28 protein-coding genes and 3 pseudogenes are annotated in these 21031 nt (G+C 50.9%); 21 read left to right on the forward strand and 10 right to left on the reverse strand.

The features are described 5' to 3' along the window. The first annotated feature begins 216 nt into the window (after positions 1-216). The gene (locus ABZJ92_RS01045; protein WP_000953271.1) at positions 217-405 is read left to right on the forward strand and encodes a helix-turn-helix transcriptional regulator; all 189 of its coding nucleotides are present in this window, start codon (positions 217-219) and stop codon (positions 403-405) included. Between the two features lie 49 nt (positions 406-454). Here the strand turns inward: ABZJ92_RS01045 and ABZJ92_RS01050 are convergent, their stop codons facing one another. After that, positions 455-784, reverse strand: coding sequence for a hypothetical protein (locus ABZJ92_RS01050; protein ID WP_154074686.1), 330 nt, complete (start codon positions 782-784; stop codon positions 455-457). Positions 785-908: 124 nt separating this feature from the next. Further along, entirely contained in the window at positions 909-1088 is a 180-nt protein-coding gene (locus ABZJ92_RS01055) for a YlcI/YnfO family protein (protein ID WP_000103622.1), read from the reverse strand. A 129-nt stretch (positions 1089-1217) separates the two neighbouring features. Here ABZJ92_RS01055 and ABZJ92_RS01060 point away from each other — a divergent pair, with 129 nt between their 5' ends. The 19 genes and pseudogenes from ABZJ92_RS01060 (at position 1218) to ABZJ92_RS01150 (ending at position 12009) form a co-directional block, all read left to right on the forward strand. After that, the gene (locus tag ABZJ92_RS01060) at positions 1218-1418 is read left to right on the forward strand and encodes a host cell division inhibitor Icd-like protein (protein ID WP_000226783.1); all 201 of its coding nucleotides are present in this window, start codon (positions 1218-1220) and stop codon (positions 1416-1418) included. Then, on the forward strand, positions 1408-1629 hold the full coding sequence (locus ABZJ92_RS01065) for a hypothetical protein (protein WP_005005155.1): 222 nt from the start codon (positions 1408-1410) through the stop codon (positions 1627-1629). Before ABZJ92_RS01060 ends, ABZJ92_RS01065 begins: the two co-directional genes overlap by 11 nt. Then, positions 1622-1842: pseudogene (locus ABZJ92_RS01070) on the forward strand (hypothetical protein). The gene ABZJ92_RS01065 and the pseudogene ABZJ92_RS01070 overlap by 8 nt, the downstream one beginning before the upstream one ends. Position 1843: 1 nt before the next feature. Beyond that, positions 1844-2077 (forward strand): hypothetical protein, encoded by a 234-nt coding sequence (locus ABZJ92_RS01075; protein ID WP_001204964.1) that lies wholly within the window; start codon positions 1844-1846, stop codon positions 2075-2077. A 5-nt stretch (positions 2078-2082) separates the two neighbouring features. Next, on the forward strand, positions 2083-2382 hold the full coding sequence (locus ABZJ92_RS01080; RefSeq protein ID WP_000770157.1) for a DUF4222 domain-containing protein: 300 nt from the start codon (positions 2083-2085) through the stop codon (positions 2380-2382). After that, positions 2379-4127 carry a DNA primase family protein gene (locus ABZJ92_RS01085; RefSeq protein ID WP_000761802.1) on the forward strand — a complete coding sequence of 583 codons (1749 nt, stop codon included), beginning with the start codon at positions 2379-2381 and terminating at the stop codon, positions 4125-4127. The genes ABZJ92_RS01080 and ABZJ92_RS01085 overlap by 4 nt, the downstream gene beginning before the upstream one ends. A 288-nt stretch (positions 4128-4415) precedes the next feature. After that, the gene (locus tag ABZJ92_RS01090; protein WP_000557473.1) at positions 4416-4694 is read left to right on the forward strand and encodes a hypothetical protein; all 279 of its coding nucleotides are present in this window, start codon (positions 4416-4418) and stop codon (positions 4692-4694) included. Then, positions 4691-4996 (forward strand): hypothetical protein, encoded by a 306-nt coding sequence (locus ABZJ92_RS01095; RefSeq protein WP_001294167.1) that lies wholly within the window; start codon positions 4691-4693, stop codon positions 4994-4996. The genes ABZJ92_RS01090 and ABZJ92_RS01095 overlap by 4 nt, the downstream gene beginning before the upstream one ends. 9 nt (positions 4997-5005) lie before the next feature. Continuing rightward, a pseudogene (locus ABZJ92_RS01100) lies at positions 5006-5080 on the forward strand (PerC family transcriptional regulator); the annotation flags it as partial. A gap of 390 nt (positions 5081-5470) precedes the next feature. Beyond that, positions 5471-6628, forward strand: a pseudogene (locus tag ABZJ92_RS01105) (phage major capsid protein). A 39-nt stretch (positions 6629-6667) separates the two neighbouring features. After that, the gene (locus tag ABZJ92_RS01110; protein WP_000504054.1) at positions 6668-7240 is read left to right on the forward strand and encodes an HK97 family phage prohead protease; all 573 of its coding nucleotides are present in this window, start codon (positions 6668-6670) and stop codon (positions 7238-7240) included. Between the two features lies 1 nt (position 7241). Next, complete coding sequence (locus ABZJ92_RS01115; RefSeq protein WP_000267599.1) at positions 7242-8453, forward strand: phage portal protein; 1212 nt, start codon at positions 7242-7244, stop codon at positions 8451-8453. Beyond that, on the forward strand, positions 8450-8788 hold the full coding sequence (locus ABZJ92_RS01120) for a phage head closure protein (RefSeq protein WP_001020662.1): 339 nt from the start codon (positions 8450-8452) through the stop codon (positions 8786-8788). Before ABZJ92_RS01115 ends, ABZJ92_RS01120 begins: the two co-directional genes overlap by 4 nt. After that, the gene (locus tag ABZJ92_RS01125) at positions 8785-9081 is read left to right on the forward strand and encodes a head-tail connector protein (RefSeq protein ID WP_000134107.1); all 297 of its coding nucleotides are present in this window, start codon (positions 8785-8787) and stop codon (positions 9079-9081) included. Before ABZJ92_RS01120 ends, ABZJ92_RS01125 begins: the two co-directional genes overlap by 4 nt. After that, positions 9081-9521 carry an HNH endonuclease signature motif containing protein gene (locus ABZJ92_RS01130; protein WP_001145905.1) on the forward strand — a complete coding sequence of 147 codons (441 nt, stop codon included), beginning with the start codon at positions 9081-9083 and terminating at the stop codon, positions 9519-9521. The genes ABZJ92_RS01125 and ABZJ92_RS01130 overlap by 1 nt, the downstream gene beginning before the upstream one ends. After that, positions 9505-9687: a hypothetical protein gene (locus tag ABZJ92_RS01135; RefSeq protein ID WP_000174068.1), complete on the forward strand. Its 183-nt coding sequence runs from the start codon at positions 9505-9507 to the stop codon at positions 9685-9687. The genes ABZJ92_RS01130 and ABZJ92_RS01135 overlap by 17 nt, the downstream gene beginning before the upstream one ends. A gap of 55 nt (positions 9688-9742) precedes the next feature. Beyond that, positions 9743-10069 carry a phage terminase small subunit P27 family gene (locus ABZJ92_RS01140; protein WP_029716858.1) on the forward strand — a complete coding sequence of 109 codons (327 nt, stop codon included), beginning with the start codon at positions 9743-9745 and terminating at the stop codon, positions 10067-10069. Next, the gene (locus tag ABZJ92_RS01145; RefSeq protein WP_000127901.1) at positions 10053-11714 is read left to right on the forward strand and encodes a terminase large subunit; all 1662 of its coding nucleotides are present in this window, start codon (positions 10053-10055) and stop codon (positions 11712-11714) included. The genes ABZJ92_RS01140 and ABZJ92_RS01145 overlap by 17 nt, the downstream gene beginning before the upstream one ends. Before the next feature lie 13 nt (positions 11715-11727). Beyond that, positions 11728-12009: a hypothetical protein gene (locus ABZJ92_RS01150; protein WP_000133415.1), complete on the forward strand. Its 282-nt coding sequence runs from the start codon at positions 11728-11730 to the stop codon at positions 12007-12009. A 796-nt stretch (positions 12010-12805) separates the two neighbouring features. Here the strand turns inward: ABZJ92_RS01150 and phoQ are convergent. From phoQ to rluE, 7 genes are all read right to left on the reverse strand, one after another. Beyond that, positions 12806-14266: a two-component system sensor histidine kinase PhoQ gene (gene phoQ / locus ABZJ92_RS01155; protein ID WP_000735425.1), complete on the reverse strand. Its 1461-nt coding sequence runs from the start codon at positions 14264-14266 to the stop codon at positions 12806-12808. After that, positions 14266-14937 (reverse strand): two-component system response regulator PhoP, encoded by a 672-nt coding sequence (gene phoP / locus ABZJ92_RS01160; RefSeq protein WP_001265481.1) that lies wholly within the window; start codon positions 14935-14937, stop codon positions 14266-14268. Before phoP ends, phoQ begins: the two co-directional genes overlap by 1 nt. A 168-nt stretch (positions 14938-15105) precedes the next feature. Then, positions 15106-16476: an adenylosuccinate lyase gene (purB, locus tag ABZJ92_RS01165; protein WP_000423725.1), complete on the reverse strand. Its 1371-nt coding sequence runs from the start codon at positions 16474-16476 to the stop codon at positions 15106-15108. Between the two features lie 3 nt (positions 16477-16479). Further along, on the reverse strand, positions 16480-17121 hold the full coding sequence (hflD, locus tag ABZJ92_RS01170) for a high frequency lysogenization protein HflD (protein WP_005047980.1): 642 nt from the start codon (positions 17119-17121) through the stop codon (positions 16480-16482). 35 nt (positions 17122-17156) lie between these two features. Continuing rightward, positions 17157-18263, reverse strand: a complete 1107-nt coding sequence (mnmA, locus tag ABZJ92_RS01175; RefSeq protein WP_005047976.1) for a tRNA 2-thiouridine(34) synthase MnmA — start codon at positions 18261-18263, stop codon at positions 17157-17159. 53 nt (positions 18264-18316) lie between these two features. After that, positions 18317-18778, reverse strand: a complete 462-nt coding sequence (nudJ, locus tag ABZJ92_RS01180) for a phosphatase NudJ (protein WP_000476093.1) — start codon at positions 18776-18778, stop codon at positions 18317-18319. 9 nt (positions 18779-18787) lie between these two features. After that, positions 18788-19441 carry a 23S rRNA pseudouridine(2457) synthase RluE gene (gene rluE / locus ABZJ92_RS01185; RefSeq protein WP_001248670.1) on the reverse strand — a complete coding sequence of 218 codons (654 nt, stop codon included), beginning with the start codon at positions 19439-19441 and terminating at the stop codon, positions 18788-18790. Between the two features lie 171 nt (positions 19442-19612). Between rluE and icd the strand changes: the two genes are divergently transcribed. After that, on the forward strand, positions 19613-20863 hold the full coding sequence (gene icd / locus ABZJ92_RS01190; protein WP_000444487.1) for an NADP-dependent isocitrate dehydrogenase: 1251 nt from the start codon (positions 19613-19615) through the stop codon (positions 20861-20863). 106 nt (positions 20864-20969) lie between these two features. Here icd and ABZJ92_RS01195 read toward each other — a convergent pair. Beyond that, positions 20970-21031 (reverse strand): IS1 family transposase (locus ABZJ92_RS01195; protein WP_071528444.1); only part of this gene is annotated, 62 nt, incomplete at its 5' end.

Raw genomic sequence — 21031 nt, forward strand, 5'->3', positions numbered from 1 at the left:
AGCGAATCACTCTTTAAATAGCGAGAAAAAAGGCATGAAACAATATTTTATGCCTTTGTATTAACATGAATTTAAAGGATTTTATCCTGATTATTCCTCTTTCTGTAAACCATACGGCCTCAACATTTGCCAACTCTGAATCATCCTGACACAATCAGACACATCCCAACGCAATAGAACACGAAATAACTCTTTAAGAAACGAAAGGGGGCAATAGTGTTAAGCACTGATCGGTTTATACGTGAAAAAGAATGCGAAAAGCTAACAGGCCTTAGCCGCTCATGCCGCTACCGCCTGGAAAAGGCCGGACAATTCCCATCACGTCGTAAACTTGGCGGTCGTTCCGTTGGCTGGTCTTTATCCGAGGTTCTGGCCTGGAAGGATAGCTGCAAGGCAGTTCATTAATCACGCTGGCGGCACGCAGCCGCCACACATCAATCATCTGAACACAGAGCTATAACCATGAAGATTGAATATACGCCAGAACGTGGGCGGGGATTCGTTCGCCCTGGTGAAACTGGAAAACCACAAAATTGGGGTTTTTCAGGCATAAAAAAAGCGGCCCCGAAATGGAGCCGCCTTTCTGAACAGATAACCCGCTGCGCCGTTTGTGTGTGTGATCCCAAACATAAGCACGGGGATGATAGCCGCTATCAGGCTGGTGGGCAATGCAATCAGTCTGGTTCAGTGCGTTGCCATAACTGCGAAGTTCTCTCCTTTGATGAGTATTCTTTAAGGTACTTCTCAAGGGCAAAAGAACACGGCGCGAATCGTTCTGATTCATGCTCTTTCTTTCTGCGTCGTCTTTTTCGTGCAGGTGATGTTTTTTCGGTTGATTCTTCGTTGGTCATTGTGTGCGCCTGTAAAGCAATGCGCCGTAGTACCTCACACCACGGCGCTGATAGTTTTTATCCTTTGGGTTCTATGCCGCGTTGCTGTAATTCTTTGCGGATTATTCGCTTTATCCAGGCAGCAAGAGAATCATCGCCGTCCTGTTGTTGTGCCTTTTCCATCTTTTCCCGTAAGTCAGGATCTAAACGGAACTGGAACGGAGGATTACCACGCCTTTCGTTTTTGTGTGTTGACACGTTAATTACACCTCAGGTAATGTATTTATGTGTAGTGACACATTACACACAATCAACACAAAAAGCAAAGCCCCGCACTGTAGGAGCAGTAACGGGGCTTCTAACCAACAACGTAAACTAGGAGCCGTTATGGTTGCCGTAAATCATATACCACACCTTGTACACACACAAACGGCCTTTGTGTGGCGTTTTCTGGCACTGAGTGCCGGAGAATCCCAAATCATCCACGTAACCGCTTGGACGGAACGCGAAGCGCGTAGCCGTTGCCCGTCCGGTTGTGTTGCTGTATTCGCCGCCCGTATTCGTCAGGGGGAAACCTATGCACAATAAAACCACACCGAACGCAGCAGCCGCCGCACTCACTACGCTGATGCACGCGCTTATTGATATTGAATGCACGGCAGAGCTTGCGCAGGGAGAAGAACAGAAAGACCGGACACAGTTCGCCCTGGAATGTATCCGATACATCGCAACGCGGTCACTGAATGACGCTAAAAATATTCTTGTTGCCGATTGTGAAAATGGGGGGGGTTATGCGTGATGATCGTTTTAATTCCCTGAAACAGGAATTTTCCGGCGTTCCTGATGATGCGGCTGATGCGCTTTCGTCAATGCCAGAACTTATTAGAGCGGCTTTTTTCTTACTTTCCACGAGAGAATATAAATCAACGGGCTTGATGTACTGAATATCGCCGCCGATTATGCTGATTTCGTGACAGAGGTTATTTTAAGAAAAACGACGGACGGGGATTAATATGCGTGATATTTACCACGAAACAATAGACCGCGCATTTCTTGCACTTTCTCACAGTGAAAACATGCTGGAAATATTGCGCATATGGCTTGAAACACTTGGCGACAATGAACGCGACAAACAAAAATCAAGAATTGCCACGGCATTAATAACGCTTCTTGAGCCTGTAATAATGGAACTGCAAGAAATAGATCTATTGCACGACAGATATAAAGAACAACACACCGGAGAATAAAAATAATGAAACTTAAATATTCTGGCTTAACTGCCAGTGGCAACACTCACCCTAAATTTACGCGCGGTGATATTTACCGCGACCAGTACGGCGGCATGGTAACGATTAAAGGCGTGGCAGAACGGCGCATCACCTACCGCCGTGAAGGTTACGAATATGATTGCGTGATGCCTGTTTATCAATTCCGGCGTGATTTCACGCTGGTACAGGCAGCGCCCCGCAGTAAACCAACCAGCAGGGAGAAAGCACGCGCCAATATTCAGGAAATAAAAAAGATGCTTAACGTATTCAGGGGTAAAAAATGAAACTGGCACCGAACGTAAAAAAACAGCCACGCGGAATAAAACACAAAGACACAGAGGTAATTATCTTTGCGGGTAGTGATGCCTGGTCGCACGCGAAACAATGGCAGGAGCAGGATGGCCCCGCATCCGGCGATAATGTGCCGCCTGTGTGGCTTGGGCCAAATCAGCTTGCCGAACTTGATGCACTGAAAATTGTTCCGGATGGAAAAAAACGCGTAAGGCTGTACCAGGCCGGAGAACTGGATTTGGTGGAGACCAAAAAGATTGGTCAGAAGCTGGCGGCGGCAGATATTCAGGACGCAAATTTTTACCCCGAAGGAATGCACGTCCAGAAGTGTGAAAACTGGCGGCGCTATCTGAATGCTGAGCGTGAAAATATTGCCGCAGGGCTTACCATGCCGGAGCAGAAAAATACGCAACTGGCACAAATGGCAGACAGTGAGCGCGCGCAGCTGCTTGCCGAGCGCTTTGATGGCGTTTGTGTGCATCAGGAAAGTGAAATCGTTCACGTATGGCGCGGCGGGGTATGGTGTCCGGTCAGCACAATGGAACTTAGCCGCGAAATGGTGGTGATCTATTCAGAGCACAGGGCCACTTTCAGCAAGCGCGTAATCAATAACGCCGTGGAAGCGTTAAAAGTTATTGCCGAACCAATGGGCGAGCCGTCCGGCGATTTGCTGCCGTTCGCCAATGGTGCGCTTGACCTGAAAACGGGGGAATTTTCCCCGCACACGCCGGAGAACTGGATCACCACGCACAACGGCATTGAGTACACGCCACCAGCACCAGGGGAGAACATCCGCGATAACGCGCTAAACTTTCATAAATGGCTTGAGCACGCAGCCGGAAAAGACCAGCGCAAGATGATGCGTATATGTGCCGCGCTGTACATGATTATGGCGAACCGGTACGACTGGCAGATGTTTATTGAGGCCACCGGAGACGGCGGGAGCGGTAAAAGTACATTCACACACATAGCCAGCCTTCTGGCAGGGAAACAGAACACGGTAAGCGCTGAAATGACATCGCTTGATGATGCTGGTGGACGTGCGCAGGTTGTCGGGAGTCGTCTTATCGTCCTGGCTGACCAGCCGAAATATACAGGCGAAGGAACGGGCATCAAGAAAATCACGGGCGGTGACCCCGTGGAAATTAACCCGAAATACGAAAAGCGTTTCACGGCTGTAATCAGGGCGGTGGTGCTGGCGACCAACAATAACCCGATGATATTCACCGAACGGGCCGGAGGTGTGGCACGTCGTCGCGTGATTTTCCGTTTCGACAATATCGTTAGTGAGGCCGAAAAAGACAGGGAGCTACCGGAAAAGATTGCGGCTGAAATCCCTGTCATTATCCGCCGATTGCTGGCGAACTTTACCGACTCTGAGAAAGCACGGGCTTTACTACTGGAACAGCGTGACGGTGATGAAGCTCTGGCAATAAAGCAACAGACGGATCCGGTTATTGAGTTTTGCCAGTTCCTGAATTTTCTGGAGGAAGCACGCGGCCTGATGATGGGCGGCGGTGGCGATTCAGTGAAGTACACGACCAGAAACAGCCTTTACCGCGTCTATCTGGCGTTTATGGCGTACGCAGGCAGGAGCAAACCGCTAAACGTAAATGACTTTGGCAAGGCTATGAAGCCAGCCGCGAAAGTTTACGGACATGAATATATTACGCGGAAAGTTAAGGGAGTAACGCAGACTAACGCAATAACAACAGACGAGTGCGACGCGTTTTTATAATTTTTTGTAATTGCTGTCTACCCTGTCTACCTGAGTAAAGAAAAATACATTTAATTCAGTGCATTAAGTTAGGTAGATAGCCTTTTTTTACTGTCTACCCACTATCTACCCTCTCTACCTGATTTTACCTGAATCAGACAGGGAGGTAGACACGGGGTAGATAGTGGATAAAAGCACTCTACCCCGCTGAAAGCAGCGCCATTACTGGCATGAGGGCCACTAAGGTAGATAAGGTAGACAAGGGGAGGCACAACTCAAAACTTTTTAAACGAGGGGGTAAAAATAAATATGCACACTTCAGGGAAATTTAATAAATCATTCAAAAAACGCAGAGACAGAACAGAACCGAAATATCGCGCGTTAGACATGACAGAGCACGCTTTAAAGGTGGCAATCAGAACGATAGACCGCCACGCGGGGGAAGGATACGCGAAAGCACATCCCGAACTGATAAGCGCATTCATGACCACGACGGCGGCAAATTTTGCCACGCTGACAGAGCGGGAGATTGCCGAAGCGGAACAGGTAACAACAATCAACGTTAAAACCGGAGAGGTGGAATCATGAGCGAACCAAAATTTGGTGAAAAATTTTACAAGCACAACGGACGGATCACGATTCTGCAAATAAGCGCAGCTACACCAGGCTGGTGGGTTGAAACAGACGAAGGATCCTCACCCGTGGCATCATGGGAGCTTTGTGTGCTTAGTTACCCTGACCGCGATGTGTATCAGGATATTCTGCCTGTGATATCCACTGACAAAGGCATGAAACCCGTAGACATCAAAAACATGGGGTTTCAGTGCGTAATGCTCACTGAAAAAATGATGGAAGAGATGAAAAAGAACAATGCCGGATCGCTTCACTGAGGTGGCAATATGACAGCACAAATTGCAGCTTACGGGCAGCTGGTGGGCGACCCGCTGGTAAAACAGAGCAGCAAGGGCACACCGGAGCCGCCAACGGAGAACTACGCAGACCTGAGAAATGCAGTAAATCGCACTTACGCAGACATGGGGCTGAGCAAATTAGCAGAGTAGGAATATCAGAACCACACCACGCAGCCGGAGCAATCCGGCTTTTTGTTATTTTTTGTAAATTATTTGTTCGTGGTTGTTCCACGTTGTTCACTGAGCGGATCGGCATATTTTACCCGAACTGAATCATGATTATTCTCGCCCGTGGTGCCAGGACGCTGGGGCCACTTTCCCGCCTGTTAATGTGCTCGCCAATATTCATTACCAGGCGGGAAAACGATCGGTGCGATTACTGATTTCCTTATGAAAAACGGTTGAGTGTTTGCCGCGTCCTGGAGTTCCTTACTTAACCCCAGGACTTTTTTTATGCAGAGAATAATCGAATTACGCCAGCAGAAAACCGCCATTAAAAATCAGATGCGCGACATGCTGGAGAACGCTGAAAAAGAAAACCGCAGTCTTAACGATGCTGAGGGCGCAAAATTTGACGAATTACGCGCTAAAGCTGAATCCCTCGATAAAGACATTTCCCGCCTTGAAGCCATTGCAGACGAAGAGCGCAGCAAGCCAGGTAAAAGCAGCCAGACCACTGACCCCGCAGAACTACGTAACTACATTCTGACCGGTGAAACCCGCGCATTAAGTACAGGCGTTCCCGCTGATGGTGGTTATACCGTTATCCCTGAACTGAACACCGAAATCATGCGAATGCTGGCGGATGAATCCACCATGCGTCGCATCTGTACCGTGAAGAAAATCAGCAGCAACGAGTTTAAGCAGCTTGTTTCCGCTGGCGGTGCGACCGTTAACCACGGTGAAGAGGGTAAGGCACGCGAACAGACCAGCACCCCGCAGATTAACGAGGTGAGCATTAAGCTGTATCCGGTCTATGCGTACCCGCGCACCACACAGGAAATCGTGGATTTTTCCGATGTGGACATCCTTTCATGGCTGACGGGTGAGATTGGCGACACCTTCACGGAAACCGAAGAAAGCGATCTGGTTGTGGGCGACGGTGACAAAAAAGCAAAAGGTTTTTTATCCGTACCCCGTGCAGAGAAGAACGACAAAGAGCGTGATTTTGGTACGTTGCAGGTAATTAAACCTTCCGAATCTCTGGCGTGGACATCTGCGGACCCGCTGATCGACCTGAAATTTGCATTACGTAAAAAATACCGCAAAAACGCGGTCTGAGTGGTTAACTCCACGACGGCGGCAAAACTTCAGAAGGTGAAGAACGCGAACGGTGATTATATCTGGCGCGACCGTTTACAGGCGGGTGATCCTGATACGTTGCTGGGCCTTCCGGTCGAATATCTGGAGTTTATGCCTGATAACGTTATTGCCCTGGGTGACTTCAAACGCGGTTACTACATTGTTGATCACGAAACAGGTGTTCGCACCAGACCGGACAACCTGACAGAACCAGGATTCATCAAAATTTTCACGCAAAAATATTTAGGCGGTGGCGTGGTGGATTCGAACGCGATCAAGATTCTGGCACTGCCGGAAGACGACGATTAACAGCATACAGAAGGGGCTAAAAAGCCCCTTTAGTGTTTTATGGGTGAAAAAATTATGAAGAGTATGGAAATCCGGTCATCGGAAATCACCACCAGCGGAGCCGGTACGCTGACGGGCTACGTTGTTCGCTGGGATAAGCTTTCAGAACTGTTATGGGGTGAGTTTTACGAAAAATTCCAGCGGGGGGCGTTTACTGAATGGCTTGCGGCGGGTAATGACGTTCGCGGCCTGTATGAGCATGACCACAGCATGTTACTGGGGCGCACCCGTTCCGGCACGCTGAAACTGGAAGAGGACGAAACAGGGTTACGCTTTGAACTGACCCCACCGGATACCAGTACAGGGCGCGACGTTATCGAACTGGTTAAGCGTGGGGACATCTCGGGGATGAGCTTTGGCTTTCGCTCCCGTAAGGATGTATGGGATACCACAACAGATCCATGCGTGCGCACCGTGCTGGTGGCGGAACTGTACGAAATTACCGTTACATCGGTACCGGCTTACCCCGATTCCGGCGTGGAGCTGGCCCGCCGTTCCCTGTATGAGCAGCACCCCGAAAAAATGCCGCGTGCGGATAATCGCCGCTGGTGGGCGGATTTAGCGGGGGTGTGATATGTGGCCTTTCAGACGAAAAAAAGAGCAGCGCAGCATGACGCTTGATGAATTTATGGCGCTGGCCGGCACATCGAACACGGGGGCGGGTGAGTACGTATCATCTGGGACAGCGGAATCACTCCCCGCCGTCATGAACGCCGTCACGGTCATCTCTGACGCGGTGGCTACCATGCCGTGTTACCTGTACCTGGTACGCAATGAGAAGGGGAAGGAGGCCCGCGAATGGCTTGATTCTCATCCGGTCGATCACATCCTCAACGAGCGCCCGAACGCGTGGCAGACACCCTACCAGTTTAAGCGAATGATGATCCGCTACTGCCTGTTAAGTGGTAATGCTTATGCGGTTATTCAGTGGGGGCGTGATGGTTTTCCGGCGGCTTTACATCCTTACCCGCCGCAGTCGGTGAACGTGGAGCAGACAGGTGATCATAACTGGCGCTACTGCATCACTGACGCCTACACCGGAAACATCCGCAACTATTTACCGTGGGAGGTTCTCCACCTTCGTTACTCCACGGATGACGGTTTTATGGGGCGCTCACCTGTAACCATCTGCCGCGAATCGCTGGGGCTTGGGCTGGCCCAACAACGCCACGGCGCGAGCGTGATGCGTGATGGCATGATGGCGGCAGGGGTTATCACGTCAGGCGAATGGCTGGACGGCGTGAAGGGCAAACAGGCATTAGCCGCACTGGAACGCTACAAAGGGGCCAGAAACGCCGGAAAAACGCCCATCCTTGAAGGGGGGATGAGCTATCAGCAGCTGGGCATGAGTAATCAGGATGCCGAATGGCTGGCCTCCCGTCGCTTCACCATTGAAGACATCGCCCGAATGTTCAACGTCTCGCCGATTTTTTTGCAGGAATACAGCAACAGCACCTACAGCAACTTCAGCGAGGCAAGCCGCGCATTTCTCACCATGACGATGCGCCCGTGGCTGGCGAACTTTGAGCAGCAGATAAAAAACGCCTTGCTGGTGGCCTCGCCTGTACCTGGTATCCGGTATCAGGTGGAGTTTGACAGCGCGGACCTGTTACGGGCCACACCTGGCGAACGCTTTGCCACCTATGAGCGCGGCATAAAATCCGACGTTATGTGTCCGAACGAAGCCCGCGAACGTGAAGGGCTGTCACCGCGTGATGGTGGTGATGAGTTCAGCCAGGCATGGAAACAGGAAGTAAAAATCAGCGAGGGAGAAAAACCGGAATGAACATAGGGCGACTGCGTGACAGGATAACGATTCAGACCCTGAAACAGACCAGGGATATAACCGGCGAAATACTCGAAACGTGGGAGGACGGTCACACACTCTGGGCAAGCGTGAACATGGTCAGCAGCAAGGAGGCCATTTCATCGGGCGCAGAGCTGGCGATTGGTACCGTAAGGATCTGGATACGGTACCGGAAGGACATCAACGCCACCAGCCGGATAAAGGTCAGTACGGGGCCGCTGGCGGGGCGTGTACTGAATATCATCGGGCAGCCGCTGCCGGATGCCGCCAGGACACGCCTTGAAATTCTTTGTCGTGAGGGCGCGGAAAAATGACAGAAGAACTTATCACCCTGGAAGAAGTGAAACTCCATTGCCGCATCGATGGCGACGATGAAGACCAGTTAATCAGCGGATACATTGCCGCATCGCTTGAGGCGTGCCAGATACACATAGGCAGGCGCTTTGATGACGGGCTGGCGTTCACGCCAGCCATAAAGATTGGCTGCATGATGTTTATCGCTCACCTGTATGAAAATCGCCAGATTGTCGCGGATAACGCAAAAACACGCGTACCCATGACGATAGGCGCACTCTGGACGGCTTACCGTGATGTGGGGGGGTACTGATGCCGTGGCAACCATTAAGACGATGCACAGAACCAGGCTGTAACAGGCGCGTTAAATCCGGCAAGTGTGAGGAGCACAGGCGGGCGGCATGGCGTGCAGAGGATGCCAGACGAGGACACCGCCGCGCGCGTGGATATTCCAGACAGTGGGACAAATACCGCGCCATGTATCTGAGTAAAAACCCGTTATGCGTGCGATGCCTTGAGAAGGGGATATATACGCCCGCCGTGGTGGTGGATCACATTATCCCGATTAATGGCGGTGATGATGTTCTCTTCTGGCCCGAATGGAACCATCAACCATTGTGCCAGGCGTGTCATAACCAGAAAACGAAATGGCTTGATCCGGCAACAAAAAGCAAGCGTGCCGCAGGTGGATTTCGTGAAGAGGAAGAACGGGCTGCTAACCGCAATAACTGGATGTATGACGCTGATGAATGAGCGGGAACAAAACCGCCTTATCCGTGGACTTATAAGGCAGCGTGACGCATGGAAGACACAGGAAACAGGGCATAAAGATAAAGCGTCAGGACGCGCAGAACGCATCACAGCGAAGCGATTAACCGACCGTGACCGCGAGGTTATGGAATGTTTCCGCAATCGCTGATGAGGCTGTATGACGGGGTGGGGGGCGTTTTCAGGACAAACCCGACCCCGCCTACCTGGATGATATCGCCGTGAAGCAGTGGCGGGAAAAATCGCGGCAGCTTGCGGAACGGGGAGACCTGACCCCCGCCGACTGGAGCAATCTGGAACTGTATTGCGTCAACTACTCCATTTACCGGAAAGCCGTTGCAGACCTTGCGGCGCGCGGGTTCAGCATTGTTAACAGTCAGGGCGGCGAGAGCAGAAACCCCGCATTAAGCGCAAAATCCGACGCTGAAAGAGTGATGATAAAAATGGCCTCCTTGCTCGGTTTTGACCCGATAAGCCGCCGTAAAAATCCACCGGAAACAGAAGAAGAGGACGAGCTTGACCGCCTGGAATAAGTACGCAGAAGACGTAAAAACGGGCAAAATTCCGGCCTGTAAACGGTTAAAACAGGCTGTTAAACGGTACTTTTCGGACCTTAAAAGCCCCCTTTACACGTTCGATCGTGAGGTTGTGGAGCGGTTTATTGCCTTTTCCAGGGTGTGCCCGCACGTAAAAGGACCGATGCGTGGCAGACCCATTGAGCTGGAGCCGTGGCAGCAGTTCGCCTTTGCGTGCATCCTCGGCTTTAAGGTTAAGGCCACCGGACGGCGCAAATACACGAGCGCCTTTATCGAAGTGCCGCGCAAAAATGCGAAATCCACGACCGCCGCGATTCTGGCTAACTGGTTTCTGATTATGGAGAACGGTCAGCAGGATATCTACACCGCAGCGGTGAGCCGTGACCAGGCGCGGATCGTGTTTGATAATGCGCGTCAGATGTGCCTTTTATCCCGACCGTTACGCAGGCGGGTGAATATTCAGGCGCATAAGGTGATACACCCGAAAAGCAACAGCCTGTTAAAGCCGCTGGCAGCAAAAGCGGCAACCATCGAGGGGACAAACCCCAGTCTTTCCATCGTGGACGAATACCACCTACACCCCGATAACGGCGTTTATTCCGCGCTTGAGCTGGGGATGGGCGCACGTCCCGAAGGGCTGTTATTTGCCATTACCACATCGGGCAGTAACGTCGTTTCAGCCTGTAAACAGCACTATGATTATTGCTGCCAGATCCTGGACGGCGAAGAGGTTAACGATTCAATTTTTGTACTGATTTACGAACTGGACGACGAAAACGAGGTTGATGATCCGGCGATGTGGATAAAGGCGAACCCTAATATTGATGTTTCCGTGGATCGTGAAAAACTGGCCTCAACCATCCAGAAAGCGCGGGGTATTCCGTCGCAGTGGGTGGAGATGATGACAAAGCGATTTAATATCTGGTGTCAGGGGACTACCCCGTGGATGGGTAATGGTGCATGGGCTGAGTGTGCCGGAACGTTCACGGAGGAAGATTTACACGGTCAGGAGTGTTACGCGGGGCTGGACTTATCATCAACCAGCGATATTTCCAGCGTATGCTATGCCTTTCCGGTCGGTAAAACCATTATGCTGATTTCCCGTCATTATCTGCCGGAGTTCCAGCTACAGAACCCCGCCAATAAAAACCGCGCTGTCTATCGCCAGTGGGCTAAAGCGGGCTGGATACGCACAACGCCAGGTGACTGCATTGATTACGACCGGATCAGAGATGACATCATGCAGGATGCGGAGAAATTTAATATCAGGCTGGTGGGCTTTGATACGTGGAACGCCACGCATCTCAGGACGCAATTACAGGGGGCTGGTTTTGAGGTGGAGCCGTTCCCGCAAACCTACCTCAGATTCAGTCCGGCGGCGAAATCGTTCGAAGTTTTTGTTAACCGCAGGGTGATTGTGCATCGTGGCGATCCGGTGTTGTCCTGGTCGATGAGTAACGTCGTGATGCAGAGTGACGCGAACGCCAATATCAAGCCGAACAAGAAAAAATCACCGAACAAGATAGACCCGAGCGTAGCGGCGCTGATGGCGTTTGGTACATTCCAGGCAGAGCATGAGGATTTTGCTTTTGATATAAGCGACAGCCACCGCCAGAAACTGGAAGAATTTAGCGGGGTGTAATGAGGTCAGCAGCATGACAGAAGCCGAAATACTGCGATTAATCCGCCGCGTCTCTGGAATCAGCCAGCAGGCTGACGAACAGACCACGCAGCCGGACAGCGTGACAGCCGAAAATTATGCGCGTGTTGTTGCTGAGGTGATGCGCCGTGATGGTATCCAGCTTAATGATGCGGATATGCGCGACATACGGATCCGCGTTCTGGAAATGCTGGCCTACAATCGCCGCGTTGAACTGTATCGGGAGAAGGAGAAAATCACGTACCACTGGAAGAAGCCGGAGCGGTTACGGCGGTAACTCACTGAGATTAAAGCAAAGCGCAAAATTGCGCTGGCTACATCCCTCACATCTGAGGACTGTTAACCAGCAGGCCGGAATATATTCAGAAACTACGAAATTTTCGCAGTTTAATTACTCGTCAGCTTAATCGCTAACCCGCTCTGATATTTTCGGAAACCTCAATTTGAGGAAGTCGGCGAGGTAACTGTTTGATATTCCCGATAGCGCAAAGATGCGCGGTCGGGCAGAATGACCACCACCTCAATCGTGACGGAGAGTGACAACCAGTGACACACCGTGACAAAAAGACGGTTTAACCGTTCATTAAAAATCGACGTGATTTTGTGCTTTCCGGATGACGTGGCCAACGTCATTTTTTAGCGAAAAATTCTGATTAAGGTCACTGGCTGAACGGTCATAATGACCACGCAGACCATCGAGGCAACCATAGCGATCATCGTTACGGTTGGAGCTTTTCCGCCATTGGTGGAAAAGGTGCACATCTGGATCATCATTACGGTGATCAAGGGTATGTAAAACCCACCAGCCTGATTAAAGGTTAACCGGAAAAAAAATCCGGTAGCCCCGTTATGGGGATCCCCATATCGACATTAACGCCCCTCATGAATTGGTGCGCTTCCCCCTGGAAAGATTACCCGCCTGTATATTTCTTGTGTCTATTTGTTCCACGTTGTTTCATACAGTGCACCGAACGGTGTAGTTAATGGTGTAGTCAATTTGCGATTTTTGGCACTTTTTCAATGAAAATTGTTTGATCGAATCAATGACTTGATGTAGTGGTAAAAGGACATATTTATTCATCTTTCGGCGCAGAATGCTGGCGACCAAAAATCACCTCCATCCGCGCACCGCCCAGCATGCTCTCTCCGGCGACGATTTTACCCTCATATTGCTCGGTGATTTCGCGGGCTACCGCCAGCCCTACACCTTGCCCAGGGCGTAAAGTATCAACCCGTTGACCACGGTCGAAAATGACCTCTCGCTTGCTTAATGGAATACCGGGGCCATCATCCTCGACCACAATATAGAGATGCTCGTCGGTTTGCCTTGCAGAAATTTCGACAAACTCGAGGCAATATTTACAGGCATTATCCAGCACGTTGCCCATCACCTCGACAAAATCGTTCTGCTCACCGACAAAGCTGATCTCTGGCGAAATATCGAGAGAGATATTGACCCCTTTGCGTTGATACACTTTGTTCAGCGCTGAGGTGAGATTGTCCAGCAGTGGGGCGACCGGATGCAGCTCGCGGCTGAGCAATGTCCCGCCGCGCATACTGGCACGATGCAGGTAGTAGCCAATTTGCTGTGAAATGCGGCTGATTTGCTCCAGCATTACCGGCTCAGCATCACTGACGCTCATCTTTTCACTACGCAGAGAACGCAGCGTACTTTGCAGCACCGCCAGTGGCGTTTTCAGACTATGGGTCAGGTCGGTGAGCGTCGTACGGTATTTGTCGTAACGTTCGCGTTCACTTTTTAACAATCGGTTCAGGTTTCGTACCAGACTGGTCAGTTCTCGCGTTGTGGCTGGATTGAGCAATTCGCGGTTATGTTCTTCCAGTTCGCGGACTTCTTTTGCCAGGGCTTCGATGGGGCGTAAACTCCACCAGGCGGCGACCCACAGCAGCGGGATCACTAACAGCAGATTGGCTGAGAGCACATAGATAAACCAGCTCCAGACCATATAGGAACTTTTTAGCTCCACCGGAATGGTATCCACCACCACAATGGTTAATTTTGGCATCCGCGATGTTGCCGGGTAGACGTTTACCGCCACCGAGTGGGTCATCTCCGCGTCGTCATCATCTTCCCGCACTTCCTGCAACTGTTGCTGTATCGAATGATCTCCACTCAGCAAGAGGCTGGTATCGTTAACATCCGCTTCAATTTCATGAAAACCATTCGATTTCAGCCAGTCAGGCTGGATCATTTTCATCAGCCAGGGCACGTCACGTTGCGCCCATAAAAGCTGCCCGTTCTCATCATAAATTAGCGTCATGGTGGGGCTTTGCTTGTCGATATTTTCGGGTAACTCGACATGCAACTTATTGTTTTCCCACTGCGCAAGGGTATAGAACAGATTGCTCTCGCCACGTAACAGCCGAAACGTAGTTTTATCGAAACTGACGCTATAACCGATCAGCGCGACCATTCCGTAGGCAAGCGAAAGCACCAGTACTACCGCTGCCGTTGCCAACAGAAAACGTACCCGCAGCGAGAGCGGGAAAAAAAGACGCAGTAATTTTTTCATCAGCGCAATTCGAACAGGTAGCCCTGGCCGCGAACGGTGGTAATGACTTCTTGCGGATATTGTGCCTGAATTTTTTTGCGCAGACGTCCCATCAGTACATCAATGGTATGGCTTTCCCGCAGCTCCGCATCCGGATAGAGTTGTAGCATTAACGAATCTTTGCTGACCACTTTGCCATTATTGCGTATCAACGTTTCCATAATGGTGTATTCGAACGCGGTCAGTTTGATCACTTCGTCATTAATAGATAATTCACGGCGAGAGAGATCAACCTGAAACGGGGGGAGCGAAATGACCTGTGAAGCCAGACCGCTATTACGCCGCATTAATGCCTGCATTCGCGCCATCACCTCTTCAATATGAAACGGTTTAGTCACGTAATCATCAGCACCGGCACTTAATACTTCGACTTTGTCCTGCCAGCTTTCACGGGCGGTTAATACCAGAATCGGCAGTGAAACATCGTTGCTACGCCAGCGGCGAATCAGTGACAGACCGTCCTCGTCAGGCAATCCGAGATCGACAATCGCAATATCCGGTAAATGTTCATTGAGATAATAATCGGCTTCTTTGGCATCTTCTGCGTCATCGACCTGATGACCAGCATCCTGAATCTGAACTTTAAGGTGGTGACGTAACAACGCATTGTCTTCAACAACCAGTACGCGCATTTTTATTTCTCCCTGTCTTAATTATTAAAATAGTGTAACGCGATTATGTGTTTATGGGGGTAAACATTAAATAAACCAGCGGGGAGGGGAGGTAAAGTGAAAAAAGAAAAAGTGGATAATCTTAATAAGCAGGCCGGACAGCATCGCCATCCGGCACTGATTTGAGGCTTATTTCAGCTCATCAACCATCGTGATAGCTCGACCAATATAGTTAGCCGGCGTCATCGCTTTCAGGCGGGCTTTCTCTTCTTCTGGCAACGCCAGACCATCGATAAACTGCTTCATGCCTTCGGCGTCAACGCGCTTACCGCGAGTAAGCTCTTTCAGCTTCTCGTACGGTTTTTCGATGCCATAGCGACGCATAACTGTCTGGATTGGTTCTGCCAGCACTTCCCAGTTGTGATCCAGCTCATCCAGCAGATGGTCACGGTTCACTTCCAGTTTGCTCACGCCTTTCAGGGTGGATTGATACGCAATCAGCGCATAACCGATACCCACGCCGAGGTTACGCAGCACGGTGGAGTCGGTCAGGTCACGCTGCCAGCGGGAAACCGGCAGTTTGCTTGCCAGATGCTGCAATACCGCGTTGGAAAGGCCCAGATTCCCTTCGGAGTTTTCGAAGTCGATCGGGTTAACTTTATGCGGCATGGTGGAAGAACCAATCTCACCAGCAATGGTTTTCTGTTTGAAGTGGTTAAGGGCGATATAACCCCAGACGTCACGGTCAAAGTCGATCAGAATGGTGTTGAAGCGCGCAACGCAATCAAACAGTTCGGCAATGTAGTCGTGCGGTTCAATCTGGGTAGTGTACGGGTTCCATTGAATACCCAGCGAGGTGACGAACTCTTCGCTGAACTGATGCCAGTCAACTTCCGGGTAAGCGGCGATGTGGGCGTTATAGTTACCGACCGCGCCGTTGATTTTGCCGAGGATCTCCACCTGGTTAAGCTGGCGGTGCTGGCGCTCCATACGGTAGGCGACGTTTGCCATCTCTTTACCGATGGTTGACGGCGTGGCTGGCTGACCGTGGGTACGAGACAGCAGCGGGATATCGCGGTACTGAACGGCGAGATCTTTAATGCCATCAATCAGTTGACGCCAGTACGGCAGGATCACTTCATCACGCGCGGTTTTCAGCATTAATGCGTGGGAGAGGTTATTGATATCTTCCGAAGTACAGGCAAAGTGGATGAATTCAGAAACCGCGTGCAGTTCCGGGATCTCCGCCACTTTTTCTTTCAGGAAATACTCAACCGCTTTAACGTCGTGGTTAGTGGTACGCTCGATGGTTTTGATGCGTGCGGCATCTTCTTCGCTGAAATTGGCGACAATTGCATCAAGGTAACCGATTGCGTCGGCAGCAAAAGCAGGAACTTCCTTGATCGCTGCGTGCGCGGCCAGTTTTTGCAGCCAACGTACTTCAACTTGTACACGGAATTTCAGCAAACCATATTCGCTGAAAATCCCGCGCAGCGCGCTGACTTTATCGCCGTAGCGTCCATCGACAGGGGAAACGGCGGTCAGTGAGGATAATTCCATAGATCACAACTCCGGGGTTAAATGAGCAAGAATTTGTTTTGCCTGAGTGGTCAGGCGATTACGAGAAAACATCAGTTGTAGACGTCCGCCGCCGACCTGGTGCCAGAGCACGGCGGCGCGAATGCCTGCCAGCAGGGTTGCGCGAACTTTCGCCTGCACTTGTGGGCTTTGCAGTACAGCAGGGGAACCGGTGACCTGAATGCGCGGGCCAAGCGGGCTGATCACATCAACATAGATAGCAGCCATCGCGCTCATCAGCGTTTCGGACTGTAAATCGAAGTGTTCGAGCTGGCGTTGCAGGCCGTTGATCCGGTTGCCCAGAGTGTCGAGCGCGCCTTTCGCTGAGGAGAGTTTGCGCTCAAGCACCATCAAGCTGAGTGTGTAGCGGGTTAATTCGGCGTTTAAGCCCTGGCAACTGCTGGCATTGAGCACGCCGAGCAGGGTTTCCAGCCCGACGCGCAGGTTGGCTTCGCTACCGCCAAAAACCGCCAGCGTCGAGCTGGGGTTCATATCAATAATACTGTTGAGTGAGACGTGTAGCGCATCGGCATCACAATGCCCCTGGTGAGCGAGTTGTTGCACCAGGCGTGCCGACTGACAAATACCGGCCAGGGCGAGGGTGATGTCATAGTAATTCTTTGCCACGTTCACTGCTTCCTTGTTTTAAGTAAAGATAATAATCAGACCGGCAGCGGCAGACGCTGCTCAATAATACCGCCACCGAGGCACACTTCACCGTTATAGAAGACGGCAGACTGGCCCGGCGTCACGGCGGCAACCGGCTCATCGAAAATCACTTTAATGCGATCGTCGTCCAGCGCCTTGACGGTGCACGGAATGTCGGTCTGGCGATAGCGGGTTTTTACCGTGCAACGCATAGTGCCGGTGAATGGTTCGCGATCGACCCAGTGCAGCTGCTGGGCAATCAACCCGACAGACATCAGCCGCGGGTGTTCATGGCCCTGAGCGACAACCAGAATGTTGTTTTCGACGTCTTTGTCCACCACATACCACGGTTCTTCGGTACCTTCTTTGGTGCCACCGATACCCAGACCTTTACGCTGACCGAGAGTGTGATACATCAGCCCCTGGTGCTCACCAATTTCATCGCCATCGACGGTAATGATTTTGCCCGGTTGCGCCGGGAGATAACGGCCCAGGAACTCGCGGAATTTACGTTCGCCAATGAAGCAAATGCCGGTAGAGTCTTTTTTCTTCGCGGTGACCAGACCAAGATCTTCAGCAATCTTACGCACCTGCGGTTTTTCCAGTTCGCCTACCGGGAACAGGCTTTGCGCAATCTGCTCATGGCTGAGCGTATAAAGGAAGTAGCTCTGGTCTTTATTGCTGTCCAGACCACGCAGCAGGCGGCTCTTGCCATCGACATCGGCCCGACGTACGTAATGACCGGTAGCGATATAATCGGCACCTAAATCTTCGGCGGCAAATTCGAGGAAGGCTTTAAATTTGATCTCCTTGTTGCACAGAATATCCGGATTCGGCGTGCGACCGGCTTTATATTCGGCAAGGAACAGTTCGAAGACGTTGTCCCAGTACTCGGCAGCAAAGTTAACGGTGTGCAGTTCAATGCCGAGCTTGTCGCAGACCGCCTGGGCATCAGCCAGATCCGCTGCTGCTGTGCAATATTCCTCACCGTCGTCTTCTTCCCAGTTCTTCATAAACAGGCCTTCGACCTGATATCCCTGTTGTTGCAACAGCCAGGCAGAAACGGAGGAATCGACACCGCCGGACATGCCGACGATTACTTTTTTTGCGGTTTCAGACATTGGATCACTCACGACATTGAACTTCAAGGCGGCGTATTCTATCACGCAGCCTTTTAGATGACACCCTTTGTAAAAGGCCAGTTAAAATCGCCAATCATCTCCAGCGGATAACGTTGCCCGCTTTGATAACAACGAATACTTTCCGCCACCAGCGGCGAACGAAGATTTGACGCCTGTAAAATTTCTTCGGCGCTGACCCAACGGCAGCAGTCGATATCGCTGTCATGAGGCTGGGTCGGGCATATTTGCTCAAGCTCAATGGCAAAGAGGAAACGCAAAAACGGCGTTTTATCTGGCGCAATCCACTGATGCATACGAATAAAGTGTTGCGGCTGCGCGCTGATGCCGGTTTCTTCCCACAGTTCACGGGCGGCGGCTTCCACTAAGGTTTCATCGGCTTCCAGATGCCCGGCAGGTTGGTTCCATAACGCTTTACCATTAATCGTCTCTTCAACGACTAAAAATTTGCCTTCTGCGTGCACCACGCAAGCAACGGTAACGTGCGGTTTAAACATTTTGCATCCTTAATCTGTCACTTCTCGCCATTCGCCATTGGCAAGATTATCCAAAGAGTAATCTCCCATCGCATAGCGAATCAGTCGCAGCGTGGGGAAACCAACATGGGCGGTCATGCGGCGCACCTGGCGATTACGTCCTTCATATAAGGTGATCTTCAGCCAGCTGGTGGGAATACTTTTGCGTTCACGAATTGGTGGATTCCGCGGCCATAACCACGCGGGTTCGTCAACCAGCTCCGCGCCTGCGGGCAGGGTAGGGCCATCATTTAAGGTTACGCCATTGCGCAAGGCTTCAAGTGCGTCTTGTGTGGGAATACCTTCCACCTGCACATAATAGATTTTTCCGGTGCGTTTACCCGGCTGGGTTAAACGCGCCTGCAACGCGCCGTTATTGGTCAGCACCAGCAACCCTTCGCTATCGCGGTCAAGGCGACCTGCTGCATAAACGCCCTGAACCGGGATGAATTCTTTTAATGTTTTGCGTCCGGTTTCATCGGTGAACTGCGGAAGAACATCGTAGGGTTTATTGAAGAGGATCACACGCGTGGGCTGGTTTTCATGTTTACGCCTGGTAGAACGTTGCGAGCTGAATCGCTTAACCTGGTGATTTCTAAAAGAAGTTTTTTGCATGGTATTTTCAGAGATTATGAATTGCCGCATTATAGCCTAATAACGCGCATCTTTCATGACGGCAAACAATAGGGTAGTATTGACAAGTCAATTACAAATCATTAACAAAAAATTGCTCTAAAGCATCCGTATCGCAGGACGCAAACGCATATGCAACGTGGTGGCAGACGAGCAAACCAGTAGCGCTCGAAGGAGAGGTGAATGGAAAGTAAAGTAGTTGTTCCGGCACAAGGCAAGAAGATCACCCTGCAAAACGGCAAACTCAACGTTCCTGAAAATCCGATTATCCCTTACATTGAAGGTGATGGAATCGGTGTAGATGTAACCCCAGCCATGCTGAAAGTGGTCGACGCTGCAGTCGAGAAAGCCTATAAAGGCGAGCGTAAAATCTCCTGGATGGAAATTTACACCGGTGAAAAATCCACACAGGTTTATGGTCAGGATGTCTGGCTGCCTGCTGAAACCCTTGATCTGATTCGTGAATATCGCGTTGCCATTAAAGGCCCGCTGACCACTCCGGTTGGTGGCGGTATTCGTTCTCTCAACGTTGCCCTGCGTCAGGAACTGGATCTCTACATCTGCCTGCGTCCGGTACGTTACTATCAGGGCACTCCAAGCCCGGTTAAACACCCTGAACTGACCGATATGGTTATCTTCCGTGAAAACTCGGAAGACATTTATGCGGGTATCGAATGGAAAGCTGACTCTGCCGACGCCGAGAAAGTGATTAAATTCCTGCGTGAAGAGATGGGCGTGAAGAAAATTCGCTTCCCGGAACATTGCGGTATCGGTATTAAGCCGTGTTCTGAAGAAGGCACCAAACGTCTGGTTCGTGCAGCGATCGAATACGCAATTGCTAACGATCGTGACTCTGTGACCCTGGTGCACAAAGGCAACATCATGAAGTTCACCGAAGGCGCGTTTAAAGACTGGGGCTACCAGCTGGCGCGTGAAGAATTTGGCGGTGAACTGATCGACGGCGGCCCGTGGCTGAAAGTTAAAAACCCGAATACCGGCAAAGAGATCGTCATTAAAGACGTGATTGCTGATGCATTCCTGCAACAGATCCTGCTGCGTCCGGCTGAATATGATGTTATCGCCTGTATGAACCTGAACGGTGACTACATTTCTGACGCTCTGGCAGCGCAGGTTGGCGGTATCGGTATCGCCCCTGGAGCAAACATCGGTGACGAATGCGCCCTGTTTGAAGCCACCCACGGTACTGCGCCGAAATACGCCGGTCAGGACAAAGTAAACCCTGGCTCTATTATTCTCTCCGCTGAGATGATGTTACGCCATATGGGCTGGACTGAAGCCGCAGACCTGATTGTTAAAGGTATGGAAGGCGCGATCAACGCCAAGACCGTAACCTATGACTTCGAGCGTCTGATGGAAGGCGCTAAACTGCTGAAATGTTCAGAGTTTGGTGATGCGATCATCAAGAATATGTAATCACTACATGTGTTAAATATTTAAACGGGCGTATAACACGCCCGTTGTTTTATTTATGTGGATATTATTAATAGCATATCGAGCATATTTAGGTAATGACTCCAACTTACTGATAGTGTTTTATGTTCAGATAATGCCCGATGACCTTGTCATGCAGCTCCACCGATT

This window comes from Shigella sp. FJ200513 (assembly GCF_040495915.1).
Taxonomy (GTDB): Bacteria; Pseudomonadota; Gammaproteobacteria; order Enterobacterales; family Enterobacteriaceae; genus ECMA0423.

What these genes read in the sequence shown, in the direction of transcription:
- ABZJ92_RS01050 (WP_154074686.1), bottom strand. Translation starts at nt 784, where the DNA reads ATGAATCAGAACGATTCGCGCCGTGTTCTTTTGCCCTTGAGAAGTACC.
- ABZJ92_RS01060 (WP_000226783.1), top strand. Translation starts at nt 1,218, where the DNA reads ATGGTTGCCGTAAATCATATACCACACCTTGTACACACACAAACGGCC.
- ABZJ92_RS01065 (WP_005005155.1), top strand. Translation starts at nt 1,408, where the DNA reads ATGCACAATAAAACCACACCGAACGCAGCAGCCGCCGCACTCACTACG.
- ABZJ92_RS01075 (WP_001204964.1), top strand. Translation starts at nt 1,844, where the DNA reads ATGCGTGATATTTACCACGAAACAATAGACCGCGCATTTCTTGCACTT.
- ABZJ92_RS01080 (WP_000770157.1), top strand. Translation starts at nt 2,083, where the DNA reads ATGAAACTTAAATATTCTGGCTTAACTGCCAGTGGCAACACTCACCCT.
- ABZJ92_RS01085 (WP_000761802.1), top strand. Translation starts at nt 2,379, where the DNA reads ATGAAACTGGCACCGAACGTAAAAAAACAGCCACGCGGAATAAAACAC.
- ABZJ92_RS01090 (WP_000557473.1), top strand. Translation starts at nt 4,416, where the DNA reads ATGCACACTTCAGGGAAATTTAATAAATCATTCAAAAAACGCAGAGAC.
- ABZJ92_RS01095 (WP_001294167.1), top strand. Translation starts at nt 4,691, where the DNA reads ATGAGCGAACCAAAATTTGGTGAAAAATTTTACAAGCACAACGGACGG.
- ABZJ92_RS01110 (WP_000504054.1), top strand. Translation starts at nt 6,668, where the DNA reads ATGGGTGAAAAAATTATGAAGAGTATGGAAATCCGGTCATCGGAAATC.
- ABZJ92_RS01115 (WP_000267599.1), top strand. Translation starts at nt 7,242, where the DNA reads ATGTGGCCTTTCAGACGAAAAAAAGAGCAGCGCAGCATGACGCTTGAT.
- ABZJ92_RS01120 (WP_001020662.1), top strand. Translation starts at nt 8,450, where the DNA reads ATGAACATAGGGCGACTGCGTGACAGGATAACGATTCAGACCCTGAAA.
- ABZJ92_RS01125 (WP_000134107.1), top strand. Translation starts at nt 8,785, where the DNA reads ATGACAGAAGAACTTATCACCCTGGAAGAAGTGAAACTCCATTGCCGC.
- ABZJ92_RS01130 (WP_001145905.1), top strand. Translation starts at nt 9,081, where the DNA reads ATGCCGTGGCAACCATTAAGACGATGCACAGAACCAGGCTGTAACAGG.
- ABZJ92_RS01135 (WP_000174068.1), top strand. Translation starts at nt 9,505, where the DNA reads ATGACGCTGATGAATGAGCGGGAACAAAACCGCCTTATCCGTGGACTT.
- ABZJ92_RS01150 (WP_000133415.1), top strand. Translation starts at nt 11,728, where the DNA reads ATGACAGAAGCCGAAATACTGCGATTAATCCGCCGCGTCTCTGGAATC.
- phoQ (WP_000735425.1), bottom strand. Translation starts at nt 14,266, where the DNA reads ATGAAAAAATTACTGCGTCTTTTTTTCCCGCTCTCGCTGCGGGTACGT.
- phoP (WP_001265481.1), bottom strand. Translation starts at nt 14,937, where the DNA reads ATGCGCGTACTGGTTGTTGAAGACAATGCGTTGTTACGTCACCACCTT.
- purB (WP_000423725.1), bottom strand. Translation starts at nt 16,476, where the DNA reads ATGGAATTATCCTCACTGACCGCCGTTTCCCCTGTCGATGGACGCTAC.
- mnmA (WP_005047976.1), bottom strand. Translation starts at nt 18,263, where the DNA reads ATGTCTGAAACCGCAAAAAAAGTAATCGTCGGCATGTCCGGCGGTGTC.
- nudJ (WP_000476093.1), bottom strand. Translation starts at nt 18,778, where the DNA reads ATGTTTAAACCGCACGTTACCGTTGCTTGCGTGGTGCACGCAGAAGGC.
- rluE (WP_001248670.1), bottom strand. Translation starts at nt 19,441, where the DNA reads ATGCGGCAATTCATAATCTCTGAAAATACCATGCAAAAAACTTCTTTT.
- icd (WP_000444487.1), top strand. Translation starts at nt 19,613, where the DNA reads ATGGAAAGTAAAGTAGTTGTTCCGGCACAAGGCAAGAAGATCACCCTG.